This window comes from Pseudomonas sp. SWRI179 (assembly GCF_014268705.1).
GTDB lineage: Bacteria > Pseudomonadota > Gammaproteobacteria > Pseudomonadales > Pseudomonadaceae > Aquipseudomonas > Aquipseudomonas zanjanensis.
On sequence record NZ_JABWRA010000001.1, the window covers coordinates 89,224 to 112,791 of the forward strand.

General features: G+C 62.9%; 19 protein-coding genes. 11 read left to right on the plus strand and 8 right to left on the minus strand.

Annotation, left to right across the window (positions count from 1 at the left end):
• The first annotated feature begins 51 nt into the window (after positions 1-51).
• A complete protein-coding gene (locus HU767_RS00370) occupies positions 52-1,086 on the plus strand; it encodes an OmpA family protein (protein ID WP_186705304.1) in 1,035 nt (344 codons plus the stop codon).
• A 273-nt stretch (positions 1,087-1,359) separates the two neighbouring features.
• Here the strand turns inward: HU767_RS00370 and cobA are convergent, their stop codons facing one another.
• The 8 genes from cobA to HU767_RS00410 form a co-directional block, all read right to left on the minus strand.
• A complete protein-coding gene (gene cobA, locus HU767_RS00375) occupies positions 1,360-2,115 on the minus strand; it encodes a uroporphyrinogen-III C-methyltransferase (RefSeq protein WP_186705303.1) in 756 nt (251 codons plus the stop codon).
• Positions 2,116-2,125: 10 nt separating this feature from the next.
• Entirely contained in the window at positions 2,126-4,843 is a 2,718-nt protein-coding gene (locus tag HU767_RS00380; RefSeq protein ID WP_186728153.1) for a nitrate reductase, read from the minus strand.
• Positions 4,843-5,160 (minus strand): nitrite reductase small subunit NirD, encoded by a 318-nt coding sequence (gene nirD / locus HU767_RS00385; protein ID WP_186705301.1) that lies wholly within the window; start codon positions 5,158-5,160, stop codon positions 4,843-4,845. The genes HU767_RS00380 and nirD overlap by 1 nt, the downstream gene beginning before the upstream one ends.
• Positions 5,157-7,610 (minus strand): nitrite reductase large subunit NirB, encoded by a 2,454-nt coding sequence (gene nirB, locus HU767_RS00390; protein ID WP_186728155.1) that lies wholly within the window; start codon positions 7,608-7,610, stop codon positions 5,157-5,159. Before nirB ends, nirD begins: the two co-directional genes overlap by 4 nt.
• Positions 7,611-8,032: 422 nt before the next feature.
• On the minus strand, positions 8,033-9,703 hold the full coding sequence (locus HU767_RS00395) for a bifunctional protein-serine/threonine kinase/phosphatase (protein ID WP_186728157.1): 1,671 nt from the start codon (positions 9,701-9,703) through the stop codon (positions 8,033-8,035).
• A gap of 9 nt (positions 9,704-9,712) precedes the next feature.
• On the minus strand, positions 9,713-10,924 hold the full coding sequence (locus tag HU767_RS00400) for a nitrate/nitrite transporter (RefSeq protein ID WP_053120618.1): 1,212 nt from the start codon (positions 10,922-10,924) through the stop codon (positions 9,713-9,715).
• 490 nt (positions 10,925-11,414) lie between these two features.
• Positions 11,415-11,990: an ANTAR domain-containing protein gene (locus HU767_RS00405; protein WP_003199539.1), complete on the minus strand. Its 576-nt coding sequence runs from the start codon at positions 11,988-11,990 to the stop codon at positions 11,415-11,417.
• A gap of 14 nt (positions 11,991-12,004) precedes the next feature.
• A complete protein-coding gene (locus HU767_RS00410; RefSeq protein ID WP_186728158.1) occupies positions 12,005-13,216 on the minus strand; it encodes a CmpA/NrtA family ABC transporter substrate-binding protein in 1,212 nt (403 codons plus the stop codon).
• Between the two features lie 180 nt (positions 13,217-13,396).
• On the opposite strand from HU767_RS00410, the gene HU767_RS00415 reads away from it, so the two are divergent.
• The 10 genes from HU767_RS00415 to HU767_RS00460 are packed head-to-tail and all read left to right on the plus strand — an operon-like array spanning position 13,397 to position 23,567.
• On the plus strand, positions 13,397-14,134 hold the full coding sequence (locus HU767_RS00415; RefSeq protein ID WP_186705297.1) for a helix-turn-helix domain-containing protein: 738 nt from the start codon (positions 13,397-13,399) through the stop codon (positions 14,132-14,134).
• Between the two features lie 4 nt (positions 14,135-14,138).
• A complete protein-coding gene (sctC, locus tag HU767_RS00420) occupies positions 14,139-15,788 on the plus strand; it encodes a type III secretion system outer membrane ring subunit SctC (protein WP_186728159.1) in 1,650 nt (549 codons plus the stop codon).
• Positions 15,785-16,891: a type III secretion system gatekeeper subunit SctW gene (gene sctW, locus HU767_RS00425; RefSeq protein ID WP_186728160.1), complete on the plus strand. Its 1,107-nt coding sequence runs from the start codon at positions 15,785-15,787 to the stop codon at positions 16,889-16,891. The genes sctC and sctW overlap by 4 nt, the downstream gene beginning before the upstream one ends.
• A 22-nt stretch (positions 16,892-16,913) precedes the next feature.
• Complete coding sequence (locus tag HU767_RS00430) at positions 16,914-18,965, plus strand: EscV/YscV/HrcV family type III secretion system export apparatus protein (protein ID WP_186728161.1); 2,052 nt, start codon at positions 16,914-16,916, stop codon at positions 18,963-18,965.
• Positions 18,966-18,978: 13 nt separating this feature from the next.
• Positions 18,979-19,386 (plus strand): Invasion protein B family, encoded by a 408-nt coding sequence (locus HU767_RS00435; protein ID WP_186728162.1) that lies wholly within the window; start codon positions 18,979-18,981, stop codon positions 19,384-19,386.
• Positions 19,383-20,669, plus strand: coding sequence for a type III secretion system ATPase SctN (gene sctN, locus HU767_RS00440; RefSeq protein WP_186728163.1), 1,287 nt, complete (start codon positions 19,383-19,385; stop codon positions 20,667-20,669). Before HU767_RS00435 ends, sctN begins: the two co-directional genes overlap by 4 nt.
• Positions 20,653-21,108 carry a type III secretion protein gene (locus tag HU767_RS00445; RefSeq protein ID WP_186728165.1) on the plus strand — a complete coding sequence of 152 codons (456 nt, stop codon included), beginning with the start codon at positions 20,653-20,655 and terminating at the stop codon, positions 21,106-21,108. The genes sctN and HU767_RS00445 overlap by 17 nt, the downstream gene beginning before the upstream one ends.
• Complete coding sequence (locus tag HU767_RS00450) at positions 21,105-21,995, plus strand: type III secretion effector protein (protein ID WP_186728167.1); 891 nt, start codon at positions 21,105-21,107, stop codon at positions 21,993-21,995. Before HU767_RS00445 ends, HU767_RS00450 begins: the two co-directional genes overlap by 4 nt.
• Positions 21,992-22,915, plus strand: coding sequence for a FliM/FliN family flagellar motor switch protein (locus tag HU767_RS00455; protein WP_186728169.1), 924 nt, complete (start codon positions 21,992-21,994; stop codon positions 22,913-22,915). Before HU767_RS00450 ends, HU767_RS00455 begins: the two co-directional genes overlap by 4 nt.
• A complete protein-coding gene (locus HU767_RS00460; RefSeq protein ID WP_186705288.1) occupies positions 22,908-23,567 on the plus strand; it encodes an EscR/YscR/HrcR family type III secretion system export apparatus protein in 660 nt (219 codons plus the stop codon). The genes HU767_RS00455 and HU767_RS00460 overlap by 8 nt, the downstream gene beginning before the upstream one ends.
• Position 23,568 lies beyond the last annotated feature (1 nt).

Consider the following 23,568-nt stretch of genomic DNA (forward strand, 5'->3'; position numbering starts at 1 on the left):
GTCCCCCGGTTTGCGGGACTGCTTCACAATCACCAGATGGGGATTTAACGGATGAAACTGAAAAACACCTTGGGCTTTGCCATTGGTTCTTTGATTGCTGCCACTTCGTTCGGCGCTCTGGCACAAGGCCAAGGCGCAGTTGAAATCGAAGGCTTCGCCAAGAAAGAAATGTTCGACAGCGCTCGTGATTTCAAGAACAACGGCAACCTGTTCGGCGGTTCGGTTGGTTACTTCCTGACCGACGACGTTGAACTGCGTCTGGCCTACGACGAAGTGCACAACGCACGTACCGAAGACGGCACTAACGTTAAGGGCGCGAACACCGCTCTGGACGCTCTGTACCACTTCAACAACCCAGGCGACATGCTGCGTCCTTATGTTTCGGCCGGTTTCTCCGACCAGAGCATCGACCAGAATGGCAGCAACGGTCGTAACCGTTCTACCTTCGCCAACGTTGGTGGCGGCGCCAAGCTGTATTTCACTGACAACTTCTACGCCCGTGCTGGCGTTGAAGCTCAGTACAACATCGACCAGGGCGACACCGAGTGGGCGCCTAGCGTTGGTATCGGTGTGAACTTCGGTGGCGGCTCCAAGCCAGCTGCTGCTCCAGTTCCAGCACCTGCTGAAGTCTGCTCCGACAGCGACAACGATGGCGTGTGCGACAACGTCGACAAGTGCCCTGACACCCCAGCCAACGTAACTGTTGACGCTGATGGCTGCCCAGCTGTTGCTGAAGTCGTTCGTGTTGAGCTGGACGTCAAGTTCGACTTCGACAAGTCGGTCGTTAAAGAAAACAGCTACGGCGACATCAAGAACCTGGCTGATTTCATGAAGCAGTACCCAGCTACCAGCACTACTGTTGAAGGTCACACTGACTCCGTCGGTCCTGACGCTTACAACCAGAAGCTGTCTGAGCGTCGTGCAAACGCCGTTAAGAACGTTCTGACCAACCAGTACGGTGTTGAATCGTCCCGCGTTCAGTCTGTTGGCTACGGCGAATCCCGCCCAGTTGCCGACAACGCCACTGACGCTGGTCGTGCAGTTAACCGTCGCGTAGAAGCGCAGGTTGAAGCTCAAGCTAAGTAATTAGCCCACAGCTTTGGAAAAACCCGGCCTAGGCCGGGTTTTTCTTTGCCTGCGATTTATGGAGATGGGGGGAACACAAGACCTGTGGGAGACCTGTGGGAGCAAAGCTTGCTCGCGATGGCGGCCTGATAGCCGACCTGGCTCTTTAGTCATACCCCGTTCCAATTGTGGGAGCGAGCCTGCTCGCGATGGAGGTGTGTCAGTCAATGCATGTCTAACTGAACCACCGTCATCGCGAGCAAGCTTTGCTCCCACAGATCTGATGGGTGTCTGTTAGAGGGCGTAAACCTGGGCCAAAGCCGGCGGTGAGGCGGCCAATTCGGCTGCTTCGGCCACGGCGCCAATCACCAGTATCGCCGGGCTCTTGAGCTGGAAGGCGCTGGCAGCGGCTTCCATCGAGGCCAGGTCGCTGCGGCAGTCACGCTGGTGGGGCAGGGAGGCGTTTTCGATCATGGCCACGGGCGTGTCCGCCGCCAAGCCGCCGGCCAGCAGTTGCTCGCGGATCTCGCTCAGCTTCGCCACGCCCATATACACCACCAAAGTGGTCCCGCTTTGGGCCAGGGCTTGCCAGTTCAGGCTGCTGCCGTCCTGGGTGTGGGCCGTGACCAGGGTCACGCCCCGGGCAATCCCGCGCAGGGTCAGTGGAATATCGCATTGGGTCGCCCCCGCGAGGCCGGCGGTGATGCCATTGACCATCTCCACCTCGACGCCATGCTCGCGCAGCCACTGCGCCTCTTCACCGCCGCGGCCGAAGATGCACGGGTCGCCGCCCTTGAGGCGCACCACGCATTTGCCCTGGCGGGCATAACGCAGCATCAATCGATGAATGAAGGCCTGGGGGGTGGAGCGGCAGCCGCCGCGCTTGCCCACGGCAATGATGCGTGCGGCGGGGCAATGCTCCAGCACCGCGGCATTGACCAGGTCGTCGATCAACACCACGTCAGCCTCGCCCAAGGCGCGCACGGCTTTGAGGGTCAGTAATTCAGGGTCACCGGGACCTGCACCCACCAGCCAGACTTTTGCGTTCATAGTGTTTTCCTCACGAGATAGCCGCCAGCGGTTGCGCAGTGGCAACCAGCAGACGCTTGATTTCCGGTACGCAGGAACCGCATTGCGTGCCACAGCCCAGCTCTTGTTTTAACCCCTGCAAGTCCAGGCCACGCTCGATGCCGGCGCAGATCGCACGCTGGCTGACGTTCATGCAGTTGCACAGCGTTTTGCTGCCACCCGTTGCGGCGCCGACATTGCCCGGTGGCGCGCTCAACGGCGCCAGCAGCCAGCGCCGCAGTTGTTCATCGGCACGGCCTTCCAGCCACAGGTTCTGCAGCCAATGCCGGGCCAGGGTTTCACCGGCCAGGCGAATGGCGGTGATGCGACCGTTTTCGATGCGCACCCGTTTACCGATGGAGCGACGCGGGTCGTCGTAGGCCAGCACCGGCCCGTCGATCAGGCCCAATTGCTCGTCGATGGCCTGGAGCAGTTGCGGTTCGGGCGCGACGGCGCTGGCAGCGCGAATCAACAGCGCGGGACGTTCACGGCCGGTCAGACTCAGGCTGACGTAGGAAAACGCCTCGCACAGGGGGCGCAGGGCCTCCAGATGCTGTTGAACATCGCCTTCGATCAAAGCGAAAAGCTGCCAAGGCAGGTTCACCGGTTCCAGGCGCACGCCGCTGTGCTTGAGTTCCGGTTGTTTCGACAAGGGGTCGAAGGCCGGTTGAGTCAGGCTATTCACGCCGCCCTTGAGGAACCGATCGCCCCAATGCATGGGCAGGAACGCCTGGCCGGGGCGCACGCTGTCGTCGCTGTCCACGGCCACAATCACACTGCCGCGACGGCTCTTGAGGTTGACCAGGTCGCCCGCTTGCAGGCGGTGCCGGAGCAGTTCGTCGGGGTGCAGGCTGAGCACGGCTTCGTTCACATGGCCAAACAACTGCGCAGCGGTGCCAGTACGGCTCATGCCGTGCCACTGGTCCCGCAAGCGACCGGTGTTGAGCGTCAATGGGTAGCGGGCGTCACGCAGTTCCTTGGCGGCGCGATAGGGATCGGCCACGAAGTGCGCCCGGCCGCTGTCGGTCGGGAAAATCCCGTCCACGTACAGTCGCGCCGTCCCAACCGTGGCGCCTTCCGGGAAGGGCCATTGCTGAGGGCCGAGGCGGTCGATCAGGGCATGGCTGATGCCGGACAAGTCCAGGTCGCGGCCACGGGTCAGCTGTTTGTACTCATCGAACAGCTGGGTCGGGGTGTCGAAGGCGAACAGGCTGGGTTGGCCCGGGCGTAGGCGTTTCTCCAGGCGTTGTGCGAAATCCACGGTGATTGCCCAGTCCGGACGCGCTTCACCCGGTGCGTTTACTGCCCGACGGACGTGGGAAATCCGCCGCTCGGAGTTGGTCACCGAACCTTCTTTCTCGCCCCAACTGGCCGCCGGCAACAGTAGATCGGCAAACGTGGCGGTCTCGGTGGTGCGGAAGGCTTCCTGTAGTACCACGAACGGGCAGGCTTGCAGGGCCTCACGTACCGCCGTCTGGTCGGGCATCGACTGGGCCGGGTTGGTGCAGGCGATCCACAAGGCCTTGATCTTGCCGCTGCGCACCTGCTCGAACAACTCGATGGCGCTCAAGCCGGTGGTGGCGGGCAATTGCTCCACACCCCAATAACGGGCGACGTCGGCACGATGCTCCGGGTTGGCGGCTTCACGATGGCCTGGCAGCAGGTTCGACAGGCTGCCGGTTTCCCGTCCGCCCATGGCGTTGGGTTGGCCGGTCAGCGAGAACGGGCCCGCCCCCGGCCGGCCGATTTGTCCGGTGGCCAGGTGGAGGTTGATCAATGCGCTGTTTTTGGCGCTGCCGGCGGTGGACTGGTTCAGGCCCATGCACCACAAGGACAGGAAGCTCGGCGACGTGCCGACCCATTCGGCACACTGGTGCAGTTGTTCGACGCTGATGCCGCACAACTGGGCGACCATCGCCGGGGTGTAGTCGCGGACCAGGTTCTTCAGGTCCGCCAGACCTTCGGTATGGGCCTTGATGAAGTCGCGGTCGACCCAGTCTTCCCACAGCAGCAGGTGCAAAATCCCATGGAACAAGGCGACATCGGTGCCCGGCAAGATCGCCAGGTGCAGGTCCGCCAGGTCGCAGGTGTCGGTGCGCCGGGGGTCGATGACGATGATTTTCATCTGCGGCCGGCGGGATTTTGCCTCTTCGAGGCGGCGAAACAGGATGGGATGGGCGTAGGCCATGTTACTGCCGACGATCATCACGCAGTCGCTCAACTCCAGGTCTTCGTAGCTGCAGGGTGGGGCGTCGGCACCGAGGCTGCGCTTGTAGCCCACCACGGCAGAGGACATGCACAGCCGCGAATTGCTGTCGATGTTGTTGGTGCCGACCAAGGCTCGGGCGAGTTTGTTGAAGGCGTAGTAGTCCTCGGTCAGCAATTGGCCGGAGATGTAGAACGCCACGCTGTCGGGGCCGTGCTCGGCGATGGTGTCGGCGAAGACGCTGGCGGCGTGATCCAGGGCGCTGTTCCAGCCGGTTCGGGCCCGGGCCAGGCCTTTGCCCAGGCGCAGCTCCGGGTACAGGGCGCGGGCGGCGAGGTCGCCGGTCAGGTGCAGGGTCGAACCCTTGCTGCACAGTTTGCCGAAGTTGGCCGGGTGGGCGGGATCGCCGCTGACGCCGAGGATGCGCTCGCCGTCATGCTCGATCAGGACGCCGCAGCCGACCCCGCAATAACAGCAGGTCGAGGCAGTGATCTGGCGGTTCATCAGCTTGCGTCCCGCAGGGCCAGTTGCACCCGGCCGTTTTCGACCCGGGCCGAATGATGATGGGCGCAGCCCACGTCCGGGGCTTGGGCCAGGCCGGTTTCCAGGTCGATCTGCCAGTTGTGCAGCGGGCAGGCCACGCGCTTGCCGTAGACCAACCCTTGGGACAGCGGGCCACCCTTGTGCGGGCAACGGTCATCGAGGGCGAACACTTCATCGTCGCTGGTACGAAAAATCGCGATATCGCCTTTGGGACCATTGATGATGCGCGAACCGAGGATATTGATCTCTTCCAGTGCGCAGATATCCAGCCAGTTCATGCCGGCACCTCCAGGTTCTTCACGGGGATGACTTCGAACTCTTTCTTCAACTGAGGCTGTTCCAGGCGTTGTTTCCAAGGGTCCTGTTCCAGCGACAGGGAAAACTTCAGGCGTTCGTGAAGGGCCTTGCGCCGCTCGGGGTCTTCCAGCACGGCTTTCTTGATGTGCTCCATGCCGACCCGCTGCATGTAATGCACGGTGCGTTCGAGGTAGAAGGCTTCCTCGCGGTACAACTGCAGGAACGCGCCGTTGTATTCACGCACTTCCTCGGCGGTCTTGAGCTTGACGAAAAACTCCGCGACTTCGGTCTTGATCCCGCCGTTGCCACCGATGTACATCTCCCAGCCGGAATCGACGCCGATAATTCCCACGTCCTTGATGCCGGCTTCCGAGCAGTTGCGTGGGCAACCGGAGACCGCCAGCTTCACCTTGTGCGGCGACCACATATTGAACAGGTCGTGTTCCAACTCGATGCCCAACTGGGTGGAGTTCTGCGTACCGAAGCGGCAGAACTCGCTGCCCACGCAGGTCTTCACGGTGCGGATGGACTTGCCGTAGGCGTGGCCGGACGGCATGTCGAGGTCTTTCCAGACGCCGGGCAAGTCCTGTTTCTTGATGCCCAGCAAGTCGATGCGCTGGCCGCCGGTGACCTTGACCATTGGCACGTTGTATTTATCGGCGACGTCGGCAATGCGCCGCAGCTCGGAGGGGTTGGTCACGCCGCCCCACATCCGCGGGACCACCGAGTAGGTGCCGTCTTTCTGGATGTTGGCGTGGGCGCGTTCGTTGATCAGGCGCGACTGTGGGTCGTCGTGGGCTTCGCCAGGCCAGGTGGATATCAGGTAATAGTTCAACGCCGGGCGGCAGGTGGCGCAGCCGTTCGGGGTGCGCCAGTTCAGGTAGCTCATGGTGCCGGCGATGGTCAGCAGGTGCTGGTCGCGGATCGCCTGGCGGATCTGGCCGTGGTTGAGGTCGCTGCAACCGCAGATGGCTTTTTCGCTTTTTGGCTTGACGTCCGCCGCGCCGCCCACGGTGTTGATCAGGATCTGCTCCACCAGGCCGGCGCAAGAGCCGCAGGAACTGGCGGCCTTGGTGTGTTTTTTCACGTCATCGACGCTGAACAGCCCGTGCTCCTGGATCGCCTTGACGATGGTGCCCTTGCACACGCCGTTGCAGCCGCAGACTTCGGCGGTGTCGGCCATGCTCATGGCTTTGTCCTGGCCTTGGTGGCCTACATCGCCTAAAGCGTTTTCCCCAAACATCAGGTGATCGCGGATCTCGCTGATGCCGTGATTCTCACGAATCTGCCGGAAATACCAGCCGCCGTCCGCGGTATCGCCGTACAGGCAGGCACCCACCAGCACGTCATCCTTGATCACCAGTTTCTTGTAGACGCCGCCGATCGGGTCGGAAAGGGTGATGGTCTCGGTGCCTTCGCCGCCCATGAAGTCGCCGGCGGAAAACAGGTCGATGCCGGTGACTTTCAACTTGGTCGACGTGACCGAACCCTTGTAAGTGGCGAAGCCCAATTGCGCGAGGTGGTTGGCGCAGACCTTGGCCTGTTCGAACAGCGGCGCCACCAGGCCGTAGGCGGTGCCGCGGTGGCTGGCGCATTCACCGATGGCGTAGATGCGCGGGTCGTAGGTTTGCATGGTGTCGTTGACCAGGATCCCGCGGTTGCAGGGGATGCCGGATTTTTCCGCCAGTTCGGTATTGGGGCGGATGCCGGCGGCCATCACTACCAGGTCGGCGGGAATGATGTCGCCGTTCTTGAACTGGACCGAGCCGACCCGGCCGTTGCCGGCGTCGTGCAGGGCCTGGGTCTGTTCGCTGAGGCGGAATTTCAGGCCACGGCTTTCCAGGGCGGTTTGCAGCAGTTGGCCGCTGGTCTTGTCCAGTTGCCGTTCCAGCAACCATTCACCGATGTGGACGACGGTCACGTCCATGCCCCGAAGCTTCAAGCCGTTGGCCGCTTCCAGGCCCAGCAGGCCGCCGCCGATGACCACGGCGTGCTTGTGGGTCTTGGCGGTGTCGATCATCGCCTGGGTGTCGGCGATGTCGCGGTAACCAATCACCCCTTCAAGGGTGTTGCCGGGGATCGGCAAGATGAACGGCGTGGAACCGGTGGCGATCAGCAGGCGGTCGTATTCGGCTTCGCTGCCGTCTTCGGCGATGACGCGGCGCTTGACCCGGTCAATCTCCACCACTTTGCGGTTGAGCAGCAGCTTGATGTTGTTGTCCAGGTACCAGCTCAGGTCGTTGAGCACGATCTCTTCGAACGTCTGCTCACCGGCCAGCACCGGCGAAAGCAGGATGCGGTTGTAGTTGGTGTGGGGCTCGGCGCCGAACACCGTGATGTCGTACAGCTCGTTGCTCAGCTTGAGCAGTTCCTCGAGGGTGCGAACCCCGGCCATGCCGTTGCCGATCATCACCAGTTTGAGTTTTTTCATCAGGGTTCTCCGCAAGCTCATGTCCGTTTCATCACGGCGATCGGACTGGCTCGGCAATTTTTACGAAAACAAAAAAAGGCGTCCCGCTAGCAAGCTAGCGAGGACGCCTTTGTCCTGGTCCCGTTCTCTCGGGAAGCACCGCCTTCATCGTTGGAGGCGTTGCTTTATGTATGGTGGTGTAGGTAATGCAGTGGTTGTGCCAAGTGGCGCGAAGGCGTGGATTTATTGAGCAGCGGGCTGGTTGAGCGGATTGGGGAGGGATTTATTGCACCGAATCAAAGCGTGTTGCCCGGTAATGGAGCGCGCTAGGGCGAGCGAAAAAGTTTTTGTGGCGAGGGAGCTTGCTCCCGCTGGGCTGCGAAGCAGACCCAAAAAAAGGCGACCGCTGCGCGCTCGAGCGGGAGCAAGCTCCCTCGCCACGGTCATGAGTGGAATACCAAGAACAACAGCACCACATTCACCACCAACGACACCAGCGCCAATGTCCGCCAGACCTTCAGCGGCTCTCTTTCCAGCAATGGCCGGGGCCTTACACTCAAACTGCGGCGCTCGCCCTGCTCCAGCAACAACAGCCATTCCTCGGCCGTCTCAAAACGCTGACCCGGATCCGCCGCGACCGCGCGTTCCAGGCTTTGCCCGAGCCATTCGGCCAAGTCCGGCCGATAGCGGCTGGCACTGACCGGCACGCCGAAGCGCGGGCGCTGGAAGGCTTCGATCTCGCCGTAGGGATAATGCCCGGTCAGCAGGAAATACAAGGTCACGCCGACGGCATACAAATCCTGTTGCGCCGTGGGCGCGGTGCCGCCGAAGGCTTCCGGGGCAATGTAGCTGGGTGTGCCGGGCAGCACGTTGGCCTGGTCCTCGGACAAGCCCGGGCAATACGCCAGGCCAAAATCCAGCAAGCGCAATTCCCCGTCGTCGCCCAGGTGCAGGTTTTCCGGCTTGATGTCGCGGTGGTAGATCTGCCGTCGATGCAACAGGCCCACCGCCCGCACCAGCCGCTGCGCCAGGTCCTGCCATTGGGCCAGGGGCAGCGGACCGCCTTGGTTGAACAGCTCGGCCAGGGTCGCGCCCGGATATTCACGCATCACGTAGTACAGATGCTGACGTTGGGGCACCCCATGGACTTCGGGAAACTGCCGCCCGGCGACGCGTTTGAGAAACCATTCCTCCGAGAGCAAGGCCTGACCGGCCCGGCTATCGTCCCGTAGCTGCACGGGCAAGGTTTTCAGCAGCCAAGGTTGGCCTTGGCCGTCGTGCACCCGGTAAAGCAACGATTGCTGGCTCTGGCCGAGCAGGCTTTCGATCTGCCAGCCCTCGAACACCTGGCCCGGTTTCAGCGCCGGCGGCAAGGGCCATTGCTGGAGCTGGATCAAGGCATCGCCAATGTTGGCTTCGCCGAGGGCATCGACCCGCACCAACAACGCGCTGGCATTGTCCTGGCTACCGGCCAGGTGCGCGGCGTTGACCAGCGTCTGCGCGGCGAGGTGCAGGTCGGGTTGGTCGCGAAGGATGCCGGCGATGGCCATGTCCCCCAAGACCGCCCAGACGCCGTCGCTGAGCAACACGAAGGTTTCGTCGGTGCGCAGTTCACCGTCGAGAAAGTCGAGGATCAGGTGTTGGTCCAGCCCCAGGGCCCGCTTCAGCACATGCTGCATGCCCTGCTGTTCCCAGACGTGATCCTCGCTGACCCGTTGCAGGTGATCGGCATGCCAGCGGTAGACCCGGCAATCGCCGACGTGGGCCAAGGTGAAGCGCCGGCCCCGCAGGACCAGGGCGCTCACGGTGGTGAGCAGCGGTTGCCCGCCGCCGTTGGCCTGCAGCCAGCGGTTCTGGGCCAGCAACAGCCGGTCCAGCGCTTGGGCCACGCCCCAGGTTTGCGGCGTGGAATAGTAGTCCAGGGCCAGGGCCTGCAAGGTCGAACGGGCGGCCAGCCCACCATCGGCGCATTGGCTCACGCCGTCGGCGATGGCGAACAGGTAACCCTTGCTGGCAGCCAGGGCCGGGGCGGGCGTGACCAGGCGCAGGGCGTCCTGGTTTTCTTCCCGCGGGCCGATGGCGCTGGCCTCGGCAAAACTCAATTTCAGGCTCATGGTTGCAGGTTATACCCGAGCAGCGGTGACGGCTGCCGAACCCCAAGTGGTTCTCCAGCGACGCTTGACGCCATACAGGCCGAACCAGGCCAGGACACCGAGGCTGGCGAACAACCACAGGGCCAGTTGATAGCTGCCGGTGCTTTGCTTGATCGCGCCCATGCCCGCCGCCAGGGCGAAGCCGCCGATGCCGCCGGCCATGCCGATCAGCCCGGTCATCACGCCGATTTCGCGACGGAAGCGTTGTGGCACTAGTTGGAACACCGCGCCGTTGCCCGCACCCAAGCCGAGCATGGTGCAAACGAACAGGGCCAGGGCCGCATAGGAACTCGGCAGGTTGAAGCCCACCGCGGCGATGCAGACGGCCGCTACGGTGTACATGCCGAGCAAAGTGCGGATGCCGCCAAAACGGTCCGCCAGGGCACCGCCCAAGGGGCGCATCAGGCTGCCACCGAAGACGCAGGCGGCGGTGTAGTAGCCGGCGGTGACGGGGCTCAGGCCATATTGGTCGTTGAAGTAGCCGGGCAGGGCGCTGGCCAGGCCGATGAAGCCGCCGAAGGTCACGCTGTAGAAGAACATGAACCACCAGCTGTCGCGGTCGCCCAGGGCCTTGAGGTAGTCGGCCATGGATTTGGCTTTTGGTCGCTCAGGGGCGTTCTTGGCCAGCCAGGCGAAGAGGACCAGGGTCAGCACCAGCGGGATCAGCGCGAAGCCGAACACGTTGGTCCAGCCGAAGGCCACGGCCATGACCGGTGCGATCAACGCGGCGAGCACGGTGCCCGAGTTGCCAGCCCCGGCGATGCCCATGGCCTTGCCCTGGTGTTGCGGCGGATACCACTGGGAGGCCAGGGGCAGGGCGACGGCGAACGAAGCGCCGGCCACACCGAGGAACAGGCCCAGCAGCAGGGCTTGTTCGTAGCTGTGGATGCCCAGTTTCCAGGCGCAGAACAGCGCACCGATCACGATCACCTGGCCAACCATGCCGGCGGTCTTGGGTGAAATCCGGTCGGCCAGCAGGCCCATGAACAGGCGCAGCACGGCGCCGGCCAGGATCGGTGTCGCCACCATCAGGCCGCGTTGCTGGGTGGTCAGGTGCAGGTCGGCGGAGATCTGTACCGCCAGTGGCCCGAGCAGGTACCAGACCATGAAACTCAGGTCGAAATAAAGAAAGGCCGCGAACAGTGTCGGGGTGTGGCCGGATTTCCAGAAGCTTGAATTCATCGCGCACCTCAGCTGTAAAAGTCTCGAGAAATGAGTCAGTGCTTAGAGCAGTGCGCCGCCTGTGGTCGCACCACCGGCCCCGAAGGGCTAAAACAAAAAAACGCCGCAACCCGGATCGCCAGAGAGGCAAGGAGGGTGTGCGACGTCTTTGTCGTAGGTGGGGCAACCGCCGTTGGTTACCTGTGGGGTTGCTTAAGCGAGATCTGTGCCAACCTGTGAGGTAAGGGGGAGGGCCCTTCGCGAGCAGGCTCGCTCCCACAGGGATTGTAGTTGTTCGCAAATGTCGTGCTCACCCCGCAAACCCTGTGGGAGCGGGCTTGCTCGCGAAGACGGTGGGGCAGTCGATATCAATGTTGGAAGTAAGACCGCTTTCGCGAGCAAGCCCGCTCCCACAGTGGATTGGGGTTGTTCCCAAATGCTGCGTTCACCCTGGAACCCATGTGGGAGCGAGCTTGCTCGCGATGGCGGCAGGCACGGCGCTACTAGGCTTTCAGCCGAGCAATTCATTCATGGCGATGATCTGCTCCGCCACCTGGATCAGTTTCTGCTGGCGGCTCATGGCCTGGCGGCGCATCAGGGTGTAGGCCTGCTCCTCGTTGCATTCCTTCATCTTCATCAGCATGCCCTTGGCCAGTTCGATGCGCTTGCGTTCGGCCAGTTGCTGGTCCCGGGCCAGGAGTTGGGCGCGCAGGGCCTGGTCGCTTTCGAAGCGGGCCATGGCCACGTCGAGGATCGGTTGCAGGCGCGCGGCGTGGATGCCTTCGACGATGTAGGCGCTGACGCCCGACTTGATCGCCTGGCGCATTACATTGGGGTCGTGCTCGTCGGTAAACATGACGATCGGTCGTGGCTGGTCGCGACTGACCAGCACCACTTGCTCCATCACATCGCGCCCGGGTGACTCGGTATCGATCAGGATCACGTCCGGACGCACCGTTTCGACGCGCGCCGGCAGGTCGATGGTCAGGCCGGATTCGTCGATCACTTCGAAGCCGGCTTCGATCAGGGCAGCCTTGAGGCGGCCGACTTTTTTCGCGGTGTCGTTGATCAGCAGGATACGCAGCATGGTCGTGGCTCCTGTCAGCGGCTGGCGAGAAGGGGAGCCGCATCGCTCAAGGCGTGCAGTTTGAAGCTGCGGGCGTACCCGGCCGGGTCCGAGCCGTCCCAGGTGGTGCCGTCGATCAGTTGGCTGCTGCGCACGTCCTGGCTTGGGGACGCAATGTCCAGCGCCCCACAGGCTTCACGGTACAGCGTGAGTTGCTGGACGTCCCGGGCCACGGCCAGGTAATCCGGGTCTTCGCGCAGCAAGCCCCAGCGACGGAACTGGGTCATGAACCACATGCCGTCGGACAGGTACGGCAGGTTCACCTCGCCGTCGCCATGGAAGCGCATCGCGTGGGGATCCTGCCAGCTGTTGCCCAAGCCGTCGGCATAGATGCCCAGCAGGCGCGGCTCGATGCAGTCCAGCGGGGCGTCGAGGTATTGCGGTGCACTCAACAGTTGCGCGGTGCTGCGACGGTTTTCGCTGCTTTGTTCGATGAAACGGCTGGCTTCGAGAATGGCCATCACCAACGCCCGGGCGGTATTGGGGTATTGCTCGACGAACGCACGGGTGCAGCCCAGGACTTTTTCCGGGTGGTCGGGCCAGATGGTCTGGGTGGTCGCCAGGGTAAAGCCGAGGTTCTGTTTCACCGCGCTGGCGCACCAAGGCTCACCGACGCAAAACCCGTCGATACGCCCGGCTTGCAGGTGCGCGATCATTTGCGGCGGAGGCACGACCACGCTGTCGACATCCGACAACGGGTGGATGCCCTGGGCGGCGAGCCAGTAATAGAGCCACATGGCGTGGGTGCCAGTGGGGAAGGTCTGGGCGAAGGTCAATTTCGGGCGAGTTTGGTGCACGTGCCGTTCCAGTGCTTCAGGACTGGTCACGCCTTGGGCCTGCAAGCCATGGGACAGGTTGATGCTCTGGCCGTTCTGGTTCAGCCCCATCAGCACCGCCATGTCGGTCGGTGCGACCCCGCCAATACCCAGGTGCACCGCATAGACCAGGCCATACAGGCTGTGGGCGGCATCGATTTCACCGCTGACCAGCTTGTCCCGCAGGTTGGCCCAGGACGCCTGGCGCTTGAGATTCAGGGTCAAGCCGTAGGGTTGGGCGAAGCCCTGGGTGGCGGCCACCACCACCGGGGCACAGTCGCTCAAGGCCATGAAGCCGAGGTTGACCGCGCTCTTTTCCGGGGCATCGCTGCCGTTGACCCAGGCCAGGGGGTTGGCTGGAACTTCATTCATCGTGCATCACCTTCCACTTAATCAGTCTGGCACTCATTTGGCCTTTGGCACCGGCGCCGATGAGCAGTAATGGTGCAAGGCATATGCCAGCCGAGCCCTCATCACCTTCCCATCAAGATTCCAGGCGTCGTGTCTTTCATCCTGTCGGTCCTTCCAACGCCACGTAGCAAAGGAGACGGCATGCAGGACACATCCATTCTCGCCACGGCATTGCCTGATCTGGGCGAACGCGTGCTGCACCTGCGCGTGGCCCGGGCCCAGGTTCAACTGAGCGCCGGGCGGTTGGGCCGCAGCCACTGCCTGCCCGTCGGTTGGGAGGGGTTGGTGGTGCAGAGCGATTCGCTGCGCTTCTGTGGCGGTGAGTTGCATGTCACGCCGGTTTGCGAAGCGACGCTGGTCAAGCTGCAGGCGTTCCTGGACATGAGCGATGCCCTGGTGGATGCCGGGCAACGGCTGCACGCGGAGCCATGGGCCCTGTTGCCGGTGGCGGAGGAAACCGTCCGCTCGCCGCAACGGCTCGAACGCTGGTACATCGGCCAAGCGATGAACGGCACGCCGGCCTATCACGCGGTCGCCCACCTGCTGCGTCATCACGAGAGCTACGGGCTCGTGCGTTTCCTTCTGGAGCAAGGCACCCACAGCGAAAAACTGAACACGCTGGCGCAACGCTACGGCGTATCGGTTTCGCATTTTCGCAGGCTCTGTCGCCAAGCCCTGGGCTCTGCCGCCAAACCGGCCTTGCGTGGCTGGCGCACGGCCCAGGCGCTGTTGAACATGAGTCTTCAGGACGGCTCGTTGACCGATGTCGCGCTGGAGTTCGGCTTTGCTTCGTCGTCACATTTTTCCAAGGAGATCCGCGAACTGGTGGGCTTCGCACCCAGCAGCCTGGCGGATATCACCTACCTTCCAGGCAAGTGAGCCGATGAGCCGCCAACCGTTATCCCCATCCCTTTTATTCGTCTGCCTTAGCGCTGTGATGCTGCTCGCATCCGGTGCCGCAAGGGCCGATGTCTATACCTTCGAGGCTCGCGAACAGAGCGCGCGGATCTTTTTCAGCGAGCTGTCCGGGTCATTGGGCAAGCCGGTGATTGTCAGCAAGGCCGCGGCGGCCAAGCGCATTGGCGGTACGTTCGACCTGCGCACGCCGCAACGGACATTCGAGCGAGTCAGCGCACAGATGGGGTTGATCTGGTACAGCGATGGCCAGGCGATCTACCTGTATGACGCCTCGGAAATCAAGAGCGCGATGATGTCGCTCCAAACCCTCACCGTCGCCAAGCTCCAGGCGTTCCTCGGCCGTTCAGGCTTGCACGATGCGCGTTATCCGCTGCGTCACGACGGACTGCGGACGTTCCATGTGTCGGGCCCGCCGATGTATGTCGACCTGGTGGTGCAAGCGGCCGGGCTGATGGACAACCAGCGTTCGGAGCTGTTGCTGGGCAAGCAGCAAATTGGCGTCATCCATGTGCGCAACACCTTCGTCAGCGACCGAAAATACGAGCTACGCGATGACAAGGTGACCATTCCCGGGCTGGCCACTGTGATCGAAGCGCTGTTGCGCGGCGAGAAGCAACAAGTCGAGCCAACGGTGGCCCAACCTTCCGCCCAGCAGCCACGAGGCTCAATGCCGATGTTTCCCCTCGAAGGCCTGGCGAACACCTCTTCGGACCAGGACCCGACGGCACCGCGAATCATTGCGCGCGAGGTGGCCGCCGGCAACATTCGTGTGGTCGCTTACCCGGACACCAACAGCCTGTTGGTCAAGGGGCTGCCCGAGCAGGTGCGCTTTATCGAGAACCTGGTCAATGCCCTGGACACGCCGAAACGCCATGTCGAGCTGTCGCTGTGGATCATCGACCTGCACAAGGACGAACTCAATCAGTTGGGTATCAACTGGCAAGGCGCGGTGAAGTCAGGCGGGCAATTCAGCGCCTCGCTCAACGCCGGTTCGGCCACCACCCTCGACGGCGCGTCGTTCGTGACCCAGGTCATGGCGCTGGAGCGTACCCAGCGGGCGAACGTGGTCTCGCGACCGGTGATCCTGACGCAGGAAAACGTGCCGGCGATTTTCGATAACAACCGCACGTTCTACGCCCCGCTGGTGGGGGAGCGCAGCGTCGATCTGCAGCACATCACCTACGGCACGCTGGTCAGCGTGCTGCCGCGTTTCGCCCAGGCGGACGAGATTGAGATGTCCCTCAATATCGAGGACGGCAATGAAGTCGAGAACCCCGGCCGGGGTGAGCAGCAGAGTGCCTTGCCGACCGTAGGGCGTACGCGCATCAGTACCGTGGCACGTGTGCCCCAGGGCAAGAGCCTGCTGGTGGGCGGCTTCACTCGCGATGACCATGGCGAGCAGGTCGGACGTGTGCCGGTGCTGGGATCGATTCCGTGGATCGGCCGCTTGTTCAGCTATCGCCAGAACCGCTCGGCCAACACGGTGCGGGTGTTTTTGATTCAGCCCAAGGAGATTCGCGACGCTCTTGAACCCGTGGAACTGGACATGCCGTTGCTGACCCCCGAGCAACATGAGCGCGTGCGTCGAATGTACTTCCGGATGTCCGAGCCATGATCCTGCCCCCGGTTTCCATGGGCGGCCGGGCTGCCCAGGCTCGATTGAACGCCGAGAAGGCCGCGGAACAGCCACAACCACAAGTCGACGCCGAGGCGACGCTGGACGACAGCGCAACGGCGGCCGTGGCCCAGCGCATCGTGCAGATCAGCGACGAGCTGTCGGCGGCGCTGACGCAGTTCCGTGGCCGGCGCTTGTTCGAACTCAAGTCCGAGACCCTGACCGACACCTTCGAACGCGTGCTCGAGGACGACACCGTGCCCAAGGCCCGGCAGGTGCTGAGCCTGGCGCGGCTGGCGGACAAACCCGTGGCTTGGTTGCTGCAAATGGCGCGCAGCCTGTTCCCCGATGACAGCGACCTGGCGTTGGTGTTGCGGGCGTTGTTACGCCGCCGCAACCTGGAAACCCGCACCCGCCAGCGCCTCGAAACCCTCTTGCAGACGGTGGTCGCCCAAGGCTCGCCCAAGCGCCTGAACGCGGGGATCAACGCCGCGCTCAAGGCCAGGATGTTCGGCAAGAGCATGGCGGTCAGGGCCGGCCTGCTACGCGAGACCTATCGGGATTTTCTCGAGTCCGACGAAGGCCCGCTCAGTTGCTACCAGGACTGGATTGCCCTCTACGGCCCGGCACAACGCATGAATGTGCTGGCCTTCATCGAAGCCGCGCTGCTCACCGACATCAGCGCCCAGGACCCCAGTTGTTCGCGTGTCGAATTCGGTCAATTGCTGATGTGCGTGACCGACCTCAAGCGCTTGCGTTCGGCCGATGCGCTGTTCATCGGCGCCGTGCTTGGCGATGCGCTCATCTGTCGGCACAACCCCCATGAAGCCGACTGGCTGGTGTTCCTGTTCGGCGTGCTGAGCTACCCCGATGACCTCGACCAGCTGTTGCTCGGGGTGTTGGGCGAGCAGGTGTTGCTCAGTGCCCATCGCGAACGTTCGACGCTGCTGCAAATCCTGCGGCGGCTCAGCCTGCAACTGCCGCCGCCGCTGTTTGCCGATGAAGAGGCGCCACAACGCCTGGCGATCCAGTTCACCCGCCTGGCCGACGTCGCCTATGCCCACGAATGCATCGAACAGCGCCAGCCCGGTGGTCAGCCATGATCGTGTCGCGGAGCCAGGCCTAATGTTCAATGTGTTCCTGCGAAGTGTCGGTGCTCGTCCGGAGCTGCTGATCCTGACATTGATGGTGATGATCATCGCCATGCTGATCATCCCCCTGCCGACGGTGCTGGTGGATTTTCTCATCGGCCTGAACATCGTCATCTCGTTATTGGTGTTCATGGGCTCGTTCTACATCGAACGCATCCTCAGCTATTCGACGTTCCCGGCACTGCTGCTGTTGACCACCTTGTTTCGCCTGGCGCTGTCGATCAGCACCAGCCGGCTGATCCTCAGCCAGGCCGATGCCGGCGAGATCATCGCTTCCTTCGGTGACTTCGTAATCGGCGAAAGCCTGGTGGTGGGCTTCGTGATTTTCTCCATCGTCACCATTGTCCAGTTCATCGTGATCACCAAAGGCTCGGAGCGGGTGGCCGAAGTGGCGGCGCGCTTTTCCCTGGACGGCATGCCCGGCAAGCAGATGAGCATCGACGGCGACCTCAAGGCCGGCGCCATCGACGCGGCCCAGGCCCGGGAAAAACGCAGCGTGCTGGAGCGCGAAAGCCAGCTGTACGGTTCGTTCGACGGGGCGATGAAATTCATCAAGGGCGATGCCATCGCCGGCATCATCATTATCTTCGTCAACTTCATCGGCGGCATGGCCATCGGCATGGGGCAATTGGGCATGGACATGTCCACGGCCTTGTCCACCTACACGCTGTTGACCATCGGCGATGGCCTGGTCGCGCAGATCCCCGCGCTGCTGATCGCCATCGGCGCGGGCTTCATCGTCACCCGCGTCAACGGTGATGACAGCAACCTGGGGCGCAACATGCTTGCCCAGATGCTCGGCAACCCGTTCGTCCTGGGCGTCACCGCGTTGCTGGCGGTGGGCGTGGGCCTCTTGCCCGGTTTTCCATTGCTGACGTTTCTCTCGATTGCCAGTGTGCTGGGGTTGGTGGTGTTTGTGCGCCACCGCAAGTCCTTGCGCCAGGCCAGCCCGGGCGAAAGCCGCAGCGAACCTGCCGAGCCAGGCGCGGCGCAGGGTGAGTCGGGATTGCTCGATGACGTCGACAACGTTGCCACCGAAACCATCGCCCTGATGCTGCTGGTGCCCACGGCACGCCTGCAAGCGTTGGAGAAGGAGCGGTGGGCGGCGCGCTTTCGCAGCCAGTTCTTCGTCGATTACGGGCTGCGCATTCCCGAGCCGCGGTTACGGGCCAGCGAGGCGCTGCCGGTCCATCAAGTGGCGGTGCTGATCAATGAAGTGCGCGCCGAGCAGTTCGATATTCACTTCGATCACTGGCGCCTGCTGGATTATTCACCGGAGCTGGAGCCGTTGGGTTTTGCCCTGGTGCGCGGTAACGACAGCAATCGCCTCGGTGGCGTCTGGGTCATCGCCGCCGACCGCGAGCGGGTGCAGCAGTTGGGTTACCACCTGCGGCCTGCCGACGAAGAATGCTATCGCTGCCTGGTCACGCTGCTGGCGCGCAACATCCAGGAGTTTTTCGGCGTGCAGGAAACCAAGCAGTTGCTCGACGAAATGGAAACGCGCTACCCCGACCTGCTCAAGGAAGTCTACCGCCACGTCACGGTGCAGAAGATCGCCGAGGTGTTGCAGCGCTTGATCGGCGAGCGCATCTCCGTGCGCAACATGAAGCTGATCCTCGAAACCCTCGCCCATTGGGCCTCTCGGGAAAAGGATGTGCTGGCGCTGGTCGAGCATGTGCGCGGCGCCATGGCCCGCTACATCAGCAACAAGTTTGCCCAGGGCAACGACCTGCGCGTGCTGCTGTTGTCGGCGGAGTTCGAAGACGTGGTGCGCCGGGGCATCCGGCAAACCTCGGGCGGCAGTTTCCTCAACCTCGAACCGGCGGAATCGGAAGAGCTGATGGACCGCCTCAGTGTCGGCCTGGACAGCGTGCACATCGCCCACAAGGACATGGTGCTGCTGTGTTCGGTCGATGTGCGGCGCTACATCAAGAAACTGGTCGAGGGCCGTTTCCGGGAGCTGGACGTGATGTCGTTCGGCGAAGTCTCCGAGACGGTCTCGGTCAATGTCATCAAGACGCTTTAAGGAAATTCTGCAAATGTTACCGATGGATATCGCCGACCTGTTACGCGAAGCGCTACGACACAGCGGCTGCGTGGACAGCCAGATTGGGCATTTCGACAGCCACAGCACGATAGAAATGCAGATGAAAAATCTGCCGGACATCAGTGTGGCTGAGGTGGAAGGTGATGTGTGGGTCTGGGCGGCCGTCGCCGAAGCGACGCCATCGTCATTGAATTATTGTGCTTTTGACCTGATGCAGTTCCTGCTCGAAGGCAACCCGTTTTCCCGTACTGGGCAATTGCACTTGTGCGAAGTCGAAGGGCGGCTGGAGTTGCGTTTTATGGCCAGTGCCTATGCCTTGAACGCTGCCGAGCACTTGGCCCAAGCGCTGGATTCCTTCGTGCAAGCCATTGAACGGCTGTTGGAAATCCTGCGTCGATGAGCATCCACCTGGAAAGACGGGCGGCCCATCCCTTGCGTTTGAGCGGCCCATTGATCGAAGCCGCACTGAGCGAGGTGGTGGTCGGCGAAGTCTGTGAAGTGCGCCGGCATTGGCGCGCGCCCGAGGTTGCCGCTCGGGCGCAGGTCATCGGCTTCAAGCCTGGTGCGGTGCTGCTCAGTTTGCTGGGCGAGGCGAAAGGCTTGTCCCGGGAGTCGATGATCGTGCCCACCGGCGCGACTCTGCAACTGACTTGCAGTGATGCCTTGCTCGGCAGTGTGGTCGATCCCCAGGGCGTGATCGTCGAGCGCCTGGCGCCGTCGACGGCGGTGGCCCAGCGCGACTGTGCGGTGGATGCCGACCCGCCGTCGTACCAGCAGCGGCGGCCGGTGGTGGAGCCGTTGCGCACCGGCATTCGGGTCATCGACGGTTTACTGACCTGCGGTGTCGGCCAGCGCATCGGCATTTTTGCCGCCGCCGGCTCCGGTAAAACCACCTTGATCAACATGCTGATCGAACACACGGACGCGGAGGTTTTTGTCATTGGCCTGATTGGCGAACGCGGGCGCGAAGTGACCGAGTTCATCGAGCATTTGCGCCAGTCGCCCAAGCATTCCCGTTGTGTGGTGGTGTACGCCACGTCGGATTTTTCCTCGGTGGATCGCTGCAACTCGGCGCTGCAGGCCACCACCATCGCCGAGTACTTTCGCGACCAGGGCCGGCGCGTGGTGTTGTTGCTGGATTCGTTGACGCGCTACGCCCGCGCTCGCCGCGACTTGGCCTTGGCGGCCGGTGAAGCACCGGCGCGGCGGGGTTATCCGGCCTCGGTGTTCGATGCCTTGCCGCGTTTGCTCGAACGTCCGGGCGTGACCGCGTCGGGCAGCATCACTGCCTGGTACACGGTGCTGCTGGAAAGTGACGACGAGCCGGACCCGATTGCCGAGGAGATTCGCTCCATCCTCGATGGCCACGTCTACCTCAGCCGGGCCTTGGCCGCCAAGGGGCACTACCCTGCCATCGATGTCTTGCGCAGCGTCAGCCGGGTGGCGACGCAAGTCACCTCGCCAGAGGTTCGGCAACTGGCGGCCGCGACCCGGGACACCCTGGCGCGGATTGAGCAACTTCAGGTGTTTCTCGACATGGGCGAATACAGCCCAGGCGTGGACGCGGCCAATGACCACGCGCTGCAACGTCGCGAAGCCCTCGGCCGATGGTTGCGCCAGTCGACGGAGCAACGTAGTGAACCGGATGAAACCCTGCGGAGCCTGCATGAAATCATTGCTTGATCGACGACGCCTGCTGGCCTTCAGTCAGTTCCGTCGGCAACGCGGCGAGCAGGCGGTGTTGCGTGTCCAGCGGCAATTGCAGCCATTGTTGCAGGAGCAGTCCAGCTTCGAGGAACAAGAGGCGGCGCTGCAACGGTTGTTGATCAGTCATCGGGCGAATGACTGCGTGATGGATCACGGTCAGTTGTTGGCGCTGTTGCGAACCCAGGCGGTCATTCGTCGGCGCATCGATCTGTTGCGTGTCGAGCGTGACCGCGTGGACCAGCAATGTCGGCAGGTCGAGCAGCAATTGCAGGTGCAGCGCGAGCAATTGCGTGGGCTGCAACGTAAACACGACACGTATGAGCGCTCCGTCCAGCAACTGTTGCGTGTGCAGCGGTTAGAGGCGGTGCGCCGGGAAGAGCGGGAGCTGGAAGAGATGATTGGGGTACGACGATGAATCAGGTCCTTGCGGTTCCCTCCCGACCGGTCCAGGCACTGGAGCCCGTCGACGAAGGTTCGTTGGATCAATGGCTGGACCCACTTGTCCCGGTGCAAGAGGATGAGTTGCCACAAGGCGTATTGGACCTGATGGCGTCGCTGATCCTGCCGCCTCAGCGACCCATGATCGAAGCCGCCCGGGCGCTGGCCCGGCAGGCGCCGAGTGTCGGTCAGGGCGTGCTGGTGGTTGAGGGCGATGAGGCACGGTCGGTTGTCCAGGATACGCTGGCGGTCGAGCCCGATGGAAAACCCTTGATCGCCCGGGAAACCGTGGCTTATCCACCGCCTCACCTGCAGCTCGGAAAATTGGCACAGCACCCGTTGCCGCAACGCCTGCAGCCTTTGGCTTCTGCCGTCGACAAGGCCACGACGCCAGTGCCGATCGCGCCGTCAACGGTCGAACCTCTCACAGCGCCTCGTGCCCGCCCGGCATCCCGTCTCGATGAACAGCAGTCGCCTCACATTCCGCAGGGCTTCCAAGACGTGCGCCCAACGCCAGCCGTTGCGCTTGCGGCCATCCCTTCACCGGTGCTCCCGCCCGCGCCGCCGATGCTTGAGATCATGGTCGAGGCGCTGCCGGACACGAACCGGGGTGTGCTGCAAGTACCGTTCAACAAAGGGGCTGCCCATGGACAGGTAACGATTACTCGGCTGCCCGATGAGCCCGCTCGGAACTTCACGCTCAACCCCAGCAACGCCCAAGTGCTTGAGCAACTCAAGGCGCCTTTCGAACTGGCTCGTGAGCCGGCCTGGCGGTTGGCCGACAGTGGCGACGAGCAGCCGCGCCAGGGTTCGCAGCAGGCGCCGGACGAAGACCCGGACGAACAGGCTGAGCGTCCGGTATGAGCGCCTTGCAGCTACGACGGATCGAGCCGTTGGCGCACGCCCAGGCGCAGGCGATTCAACGCTGGCGGCGCGCCGGTCATGAGGCGGGTTTGGGCCAGGTGCCAGGGGAGTGCGGTTATTTGCGTTTTTGCGCCCAGGGCGACGGCGGCGACTGGCAAGGGCTGATCGCGGCCCATGATTGGTTGAATCGAGCGCTGCCATCGTTGCAGTCGTTGCTGAAAGTGGAAACACCGTTGATGAACATCCTCGAATTGTTTCGCGCAGTGCCGCGTCCTTTGTCGCTGGAAATAGACGAGCTGCAATACCAGGCGCTGGGCGACATCACGTGCGTCGCCCCGGGGCGATTGCCCATCCGCGAGCTGCCCTGGCTCGAAACCCCTCGGGGGCGCGTTTGGTTCCTGCAACTTGCGCCGACACCTGCTGCCAGCGAGCGCGTGGGCGTCGGCGCATGGCTGGACGCATTGCCGTTGCGCCTGGAGCTGATCCTCGGCGTCAGCCAGGTGAGTCAAACCGACCGGCTACGCCTGCGTAAGGGCGATGTATTGCGCATCGTCCAGCGCACTCAGCGGTGCTGTCTGGCCGACCGTTGCCTTGGCACTTTCACCTTTACCCAGGAGGGTCTACACATGCAACCGAGCGTGACCGATGCCAATCCAGATGCCCCGACAGAAACCGATGCGGCGATAGACCTGGGAGCGCTCCCGGTGCGCCTGGAGTTCCTGCTCGCCAGCCATGAAACCGACCTGGCGACGCTGTCGCGCATCATCGACGGGCAGTTGATCCCGCTGGCCGAGGACGCGGCGCGGCACATCGAGGTGCGCGCCAACGGCAAGCCGGTGGCCAGCGGGGAACTGGTGCAGTTGGACGGCCAGTTGGGTGTCGAATTGCTCCAGGTCTATCGGGTCGGCGCCGATGAATGACGTCTCGCTGATCGCGCTGCTGGCGTTCGCCTCGCTGCTGCCGTTCCTGGTGGCGGCGGGCACCTGCTACATCAAGTTCTCCATCGTCTTCGTCATCGTACGCAACGCGTTGGGCCTGCAGCAGGTGCCATCGAACATGGCGCTCAATGCGATTGCCCTGATGCTGGCGATCTTCGTCATGACGCCGGTCATGAAGCAGGGCCATGACTACTACAAGACCGAGGCAGTGGCCTTTACCGACATCGCCTCGGTGGTGGATTTCGCCGAGAACGGCCTGGGCAGCTACAAGGATTACCTGCGCAAATACACCGACCCGGAGTTGGCGCAGTTTTTCGAACGAGCCCAGGCACTCCAGGATGAGAACGACCCAGGCCTGCCCGCCGATGAAGAGGTTGAGCCTTCGCTGTTTGCGCTGCTGCCGGCCTATGCGCTGAGTGAAATCAAGAGCGCCTTCAAGATTGGTTTCTACCTGTACTTGCCCTTCGTGATCGTCGACCTGGTGATCTCCAGCATCCTGTTGGCGTTGGGCATGATGATGATGAGCCCGGTGATCATCTCGGTGCCGATCAAGCTGGTGCTGTTTGTCGCGCTGGACGGTTGGGCATTGCTGTCGACCGGGCTGGTCAAGCAATACCTGACCTTGCTGGTCTAGG

What these genes read in the sequence shown, in the direction of transcription:
- HU767_RS00415 (WP_186705297.1), top strand. Translation starts at nt 13,397, where the DNA reads ATGCAGGACACATCCATTCTCGCCACGGCATTGCCTGATCTGGGCGAA.
- cobA (WP_186705303.1), bottom strand. Translation starts at nt 2,115, where the DNA reads ATGAACGCAAAAGTCTGGCTGGTGGGTGCAGGTCCCGGTGACCCTGAA.
- nirD (WP_186705301.1), bottom strand. Translation starts at nt 5,160, where the DNA reads ATGAACTGGCTGGATATCTGCGCACTGGAAGAGATCAATATCCTCGGT.
- HU767_RS00410 (WP_186728158.1), bottom strand. Translation starts at nt 13,216, where the DNA reads ATGAATGAAGTTCCAGCCAACCCCCTGGCCTGGGTCAACGGCAGCGAT.
- HU767_RS00380 (WP_186728153.1), bottom strand. Translation starts at nt 4,843, where the DNA reads ATGAACCGCCAGATCACTGCCTCGACCTGCTGTTATTGCGGGGTCGGC.
- HU767_RS00395 (WP_186728157.1), bottom strand. Translation starts at nt 9,703, where the DNA reads ATGAGCCTGAAATTGAGTTTTGCCGAGGCCAGCGCCATCGGCCCGCGG.
- nirB (WP_186728155.1), bottom strand. Translation starts at nt 7,610, where the DNA reads ATGAAAAAACTCAAACTGGTGATGATCGGCAACGGCATGGCCGGGGTT.
- HU767_RS00455 (WP_186728169.1), top strand. Translation starts at nt 21,992, where the DNA reads ATGAGCGCCTTGCAGCTACGACGGATCGAGCCGTTGGCGCACGCCCAG.
- HU767_RS00370 (WP_186705304.1), top strand. Translation starts at nt 52, where the DNA reads ATGAAACTGAAAAACACCTTGGGCTTTGCCATTGGTTCTTTGATTGCT.
- HU767_RS00435 (WP_186728162.1), top strand. Translation starts at nt 18,979, where the DNA reads ATGTTACCGATGGATATCGCCGACCTGTTACGCGAAGCGCTACGACAC.
- HU767_RS00405 (WP_003199539.1), bottom strand. Translation starts at nt 11,990, where the DNA reads ATGCTGCGTATCCTGCTGATCAACGACACCGCGAAAAAAGTCGGCCGC.
- sctC (WP_186728159.1), top strand. Translation starts at nt 14,139, where the DNA reads ATGAGCCGCCAACCGTTATCCCCATCCCTTTTATTCGTCTGCCTTAGC.
- HU767_RS00450 (WP_186728167.1), top strand. Translation starts at nt 21,105, where the DNA reads ATGAATCAGGTCCTTGCGGTTCCCTCCCGACCGGTCCAGGCACTGGAG.
- HU767_RS00445 (WP_186728165.1), top strand. Translation starts at nt 20,653, where the DNA reads ATGAAATCATTGCTTGATCGACGACGCCTGCTGGCCTTCAGTCAGTTC.
- HU767_RS00460 (WP_186705288.1), top strand. Translation starts at nt 22,908, where the DNA reads ATGAATGACGTCTCGCTGATCGCGCTGCTGGCGTTCGCCTCGCTGCTG.
- HU767_RS00430 (WP_186728161.1), top strand. Translation starts at nt 16,914, where the DNA reads ATGTTCAATGTGTTCCTGCGAAGTGTCGGTGCTCGTCCGGAGCTGCTG.
- sctW (WP_186728160.1), top strand. Translation starts at nt 15,785, where the DNA reads ATGATCCTGCCCCCGGTTTCCATGGGCGGCCGGGCTGCCCAGGCTCGA.
- HU767_RS00400 (WP_053120618.1), bottom strand. Translation starts at nt 10,924, where the DNA reads ATGAATTCAAGCTTCTGGAAATCCGGCCACACCCCGACACTGTTCGCG.
- sctN (WP_186728163.1), top strand. Translation starts at nt 19,383, where the DNA reads ATGAGCATCCACCTGGAAAGACGGGCGGCCCATCCCTTGCGTTTGAGC.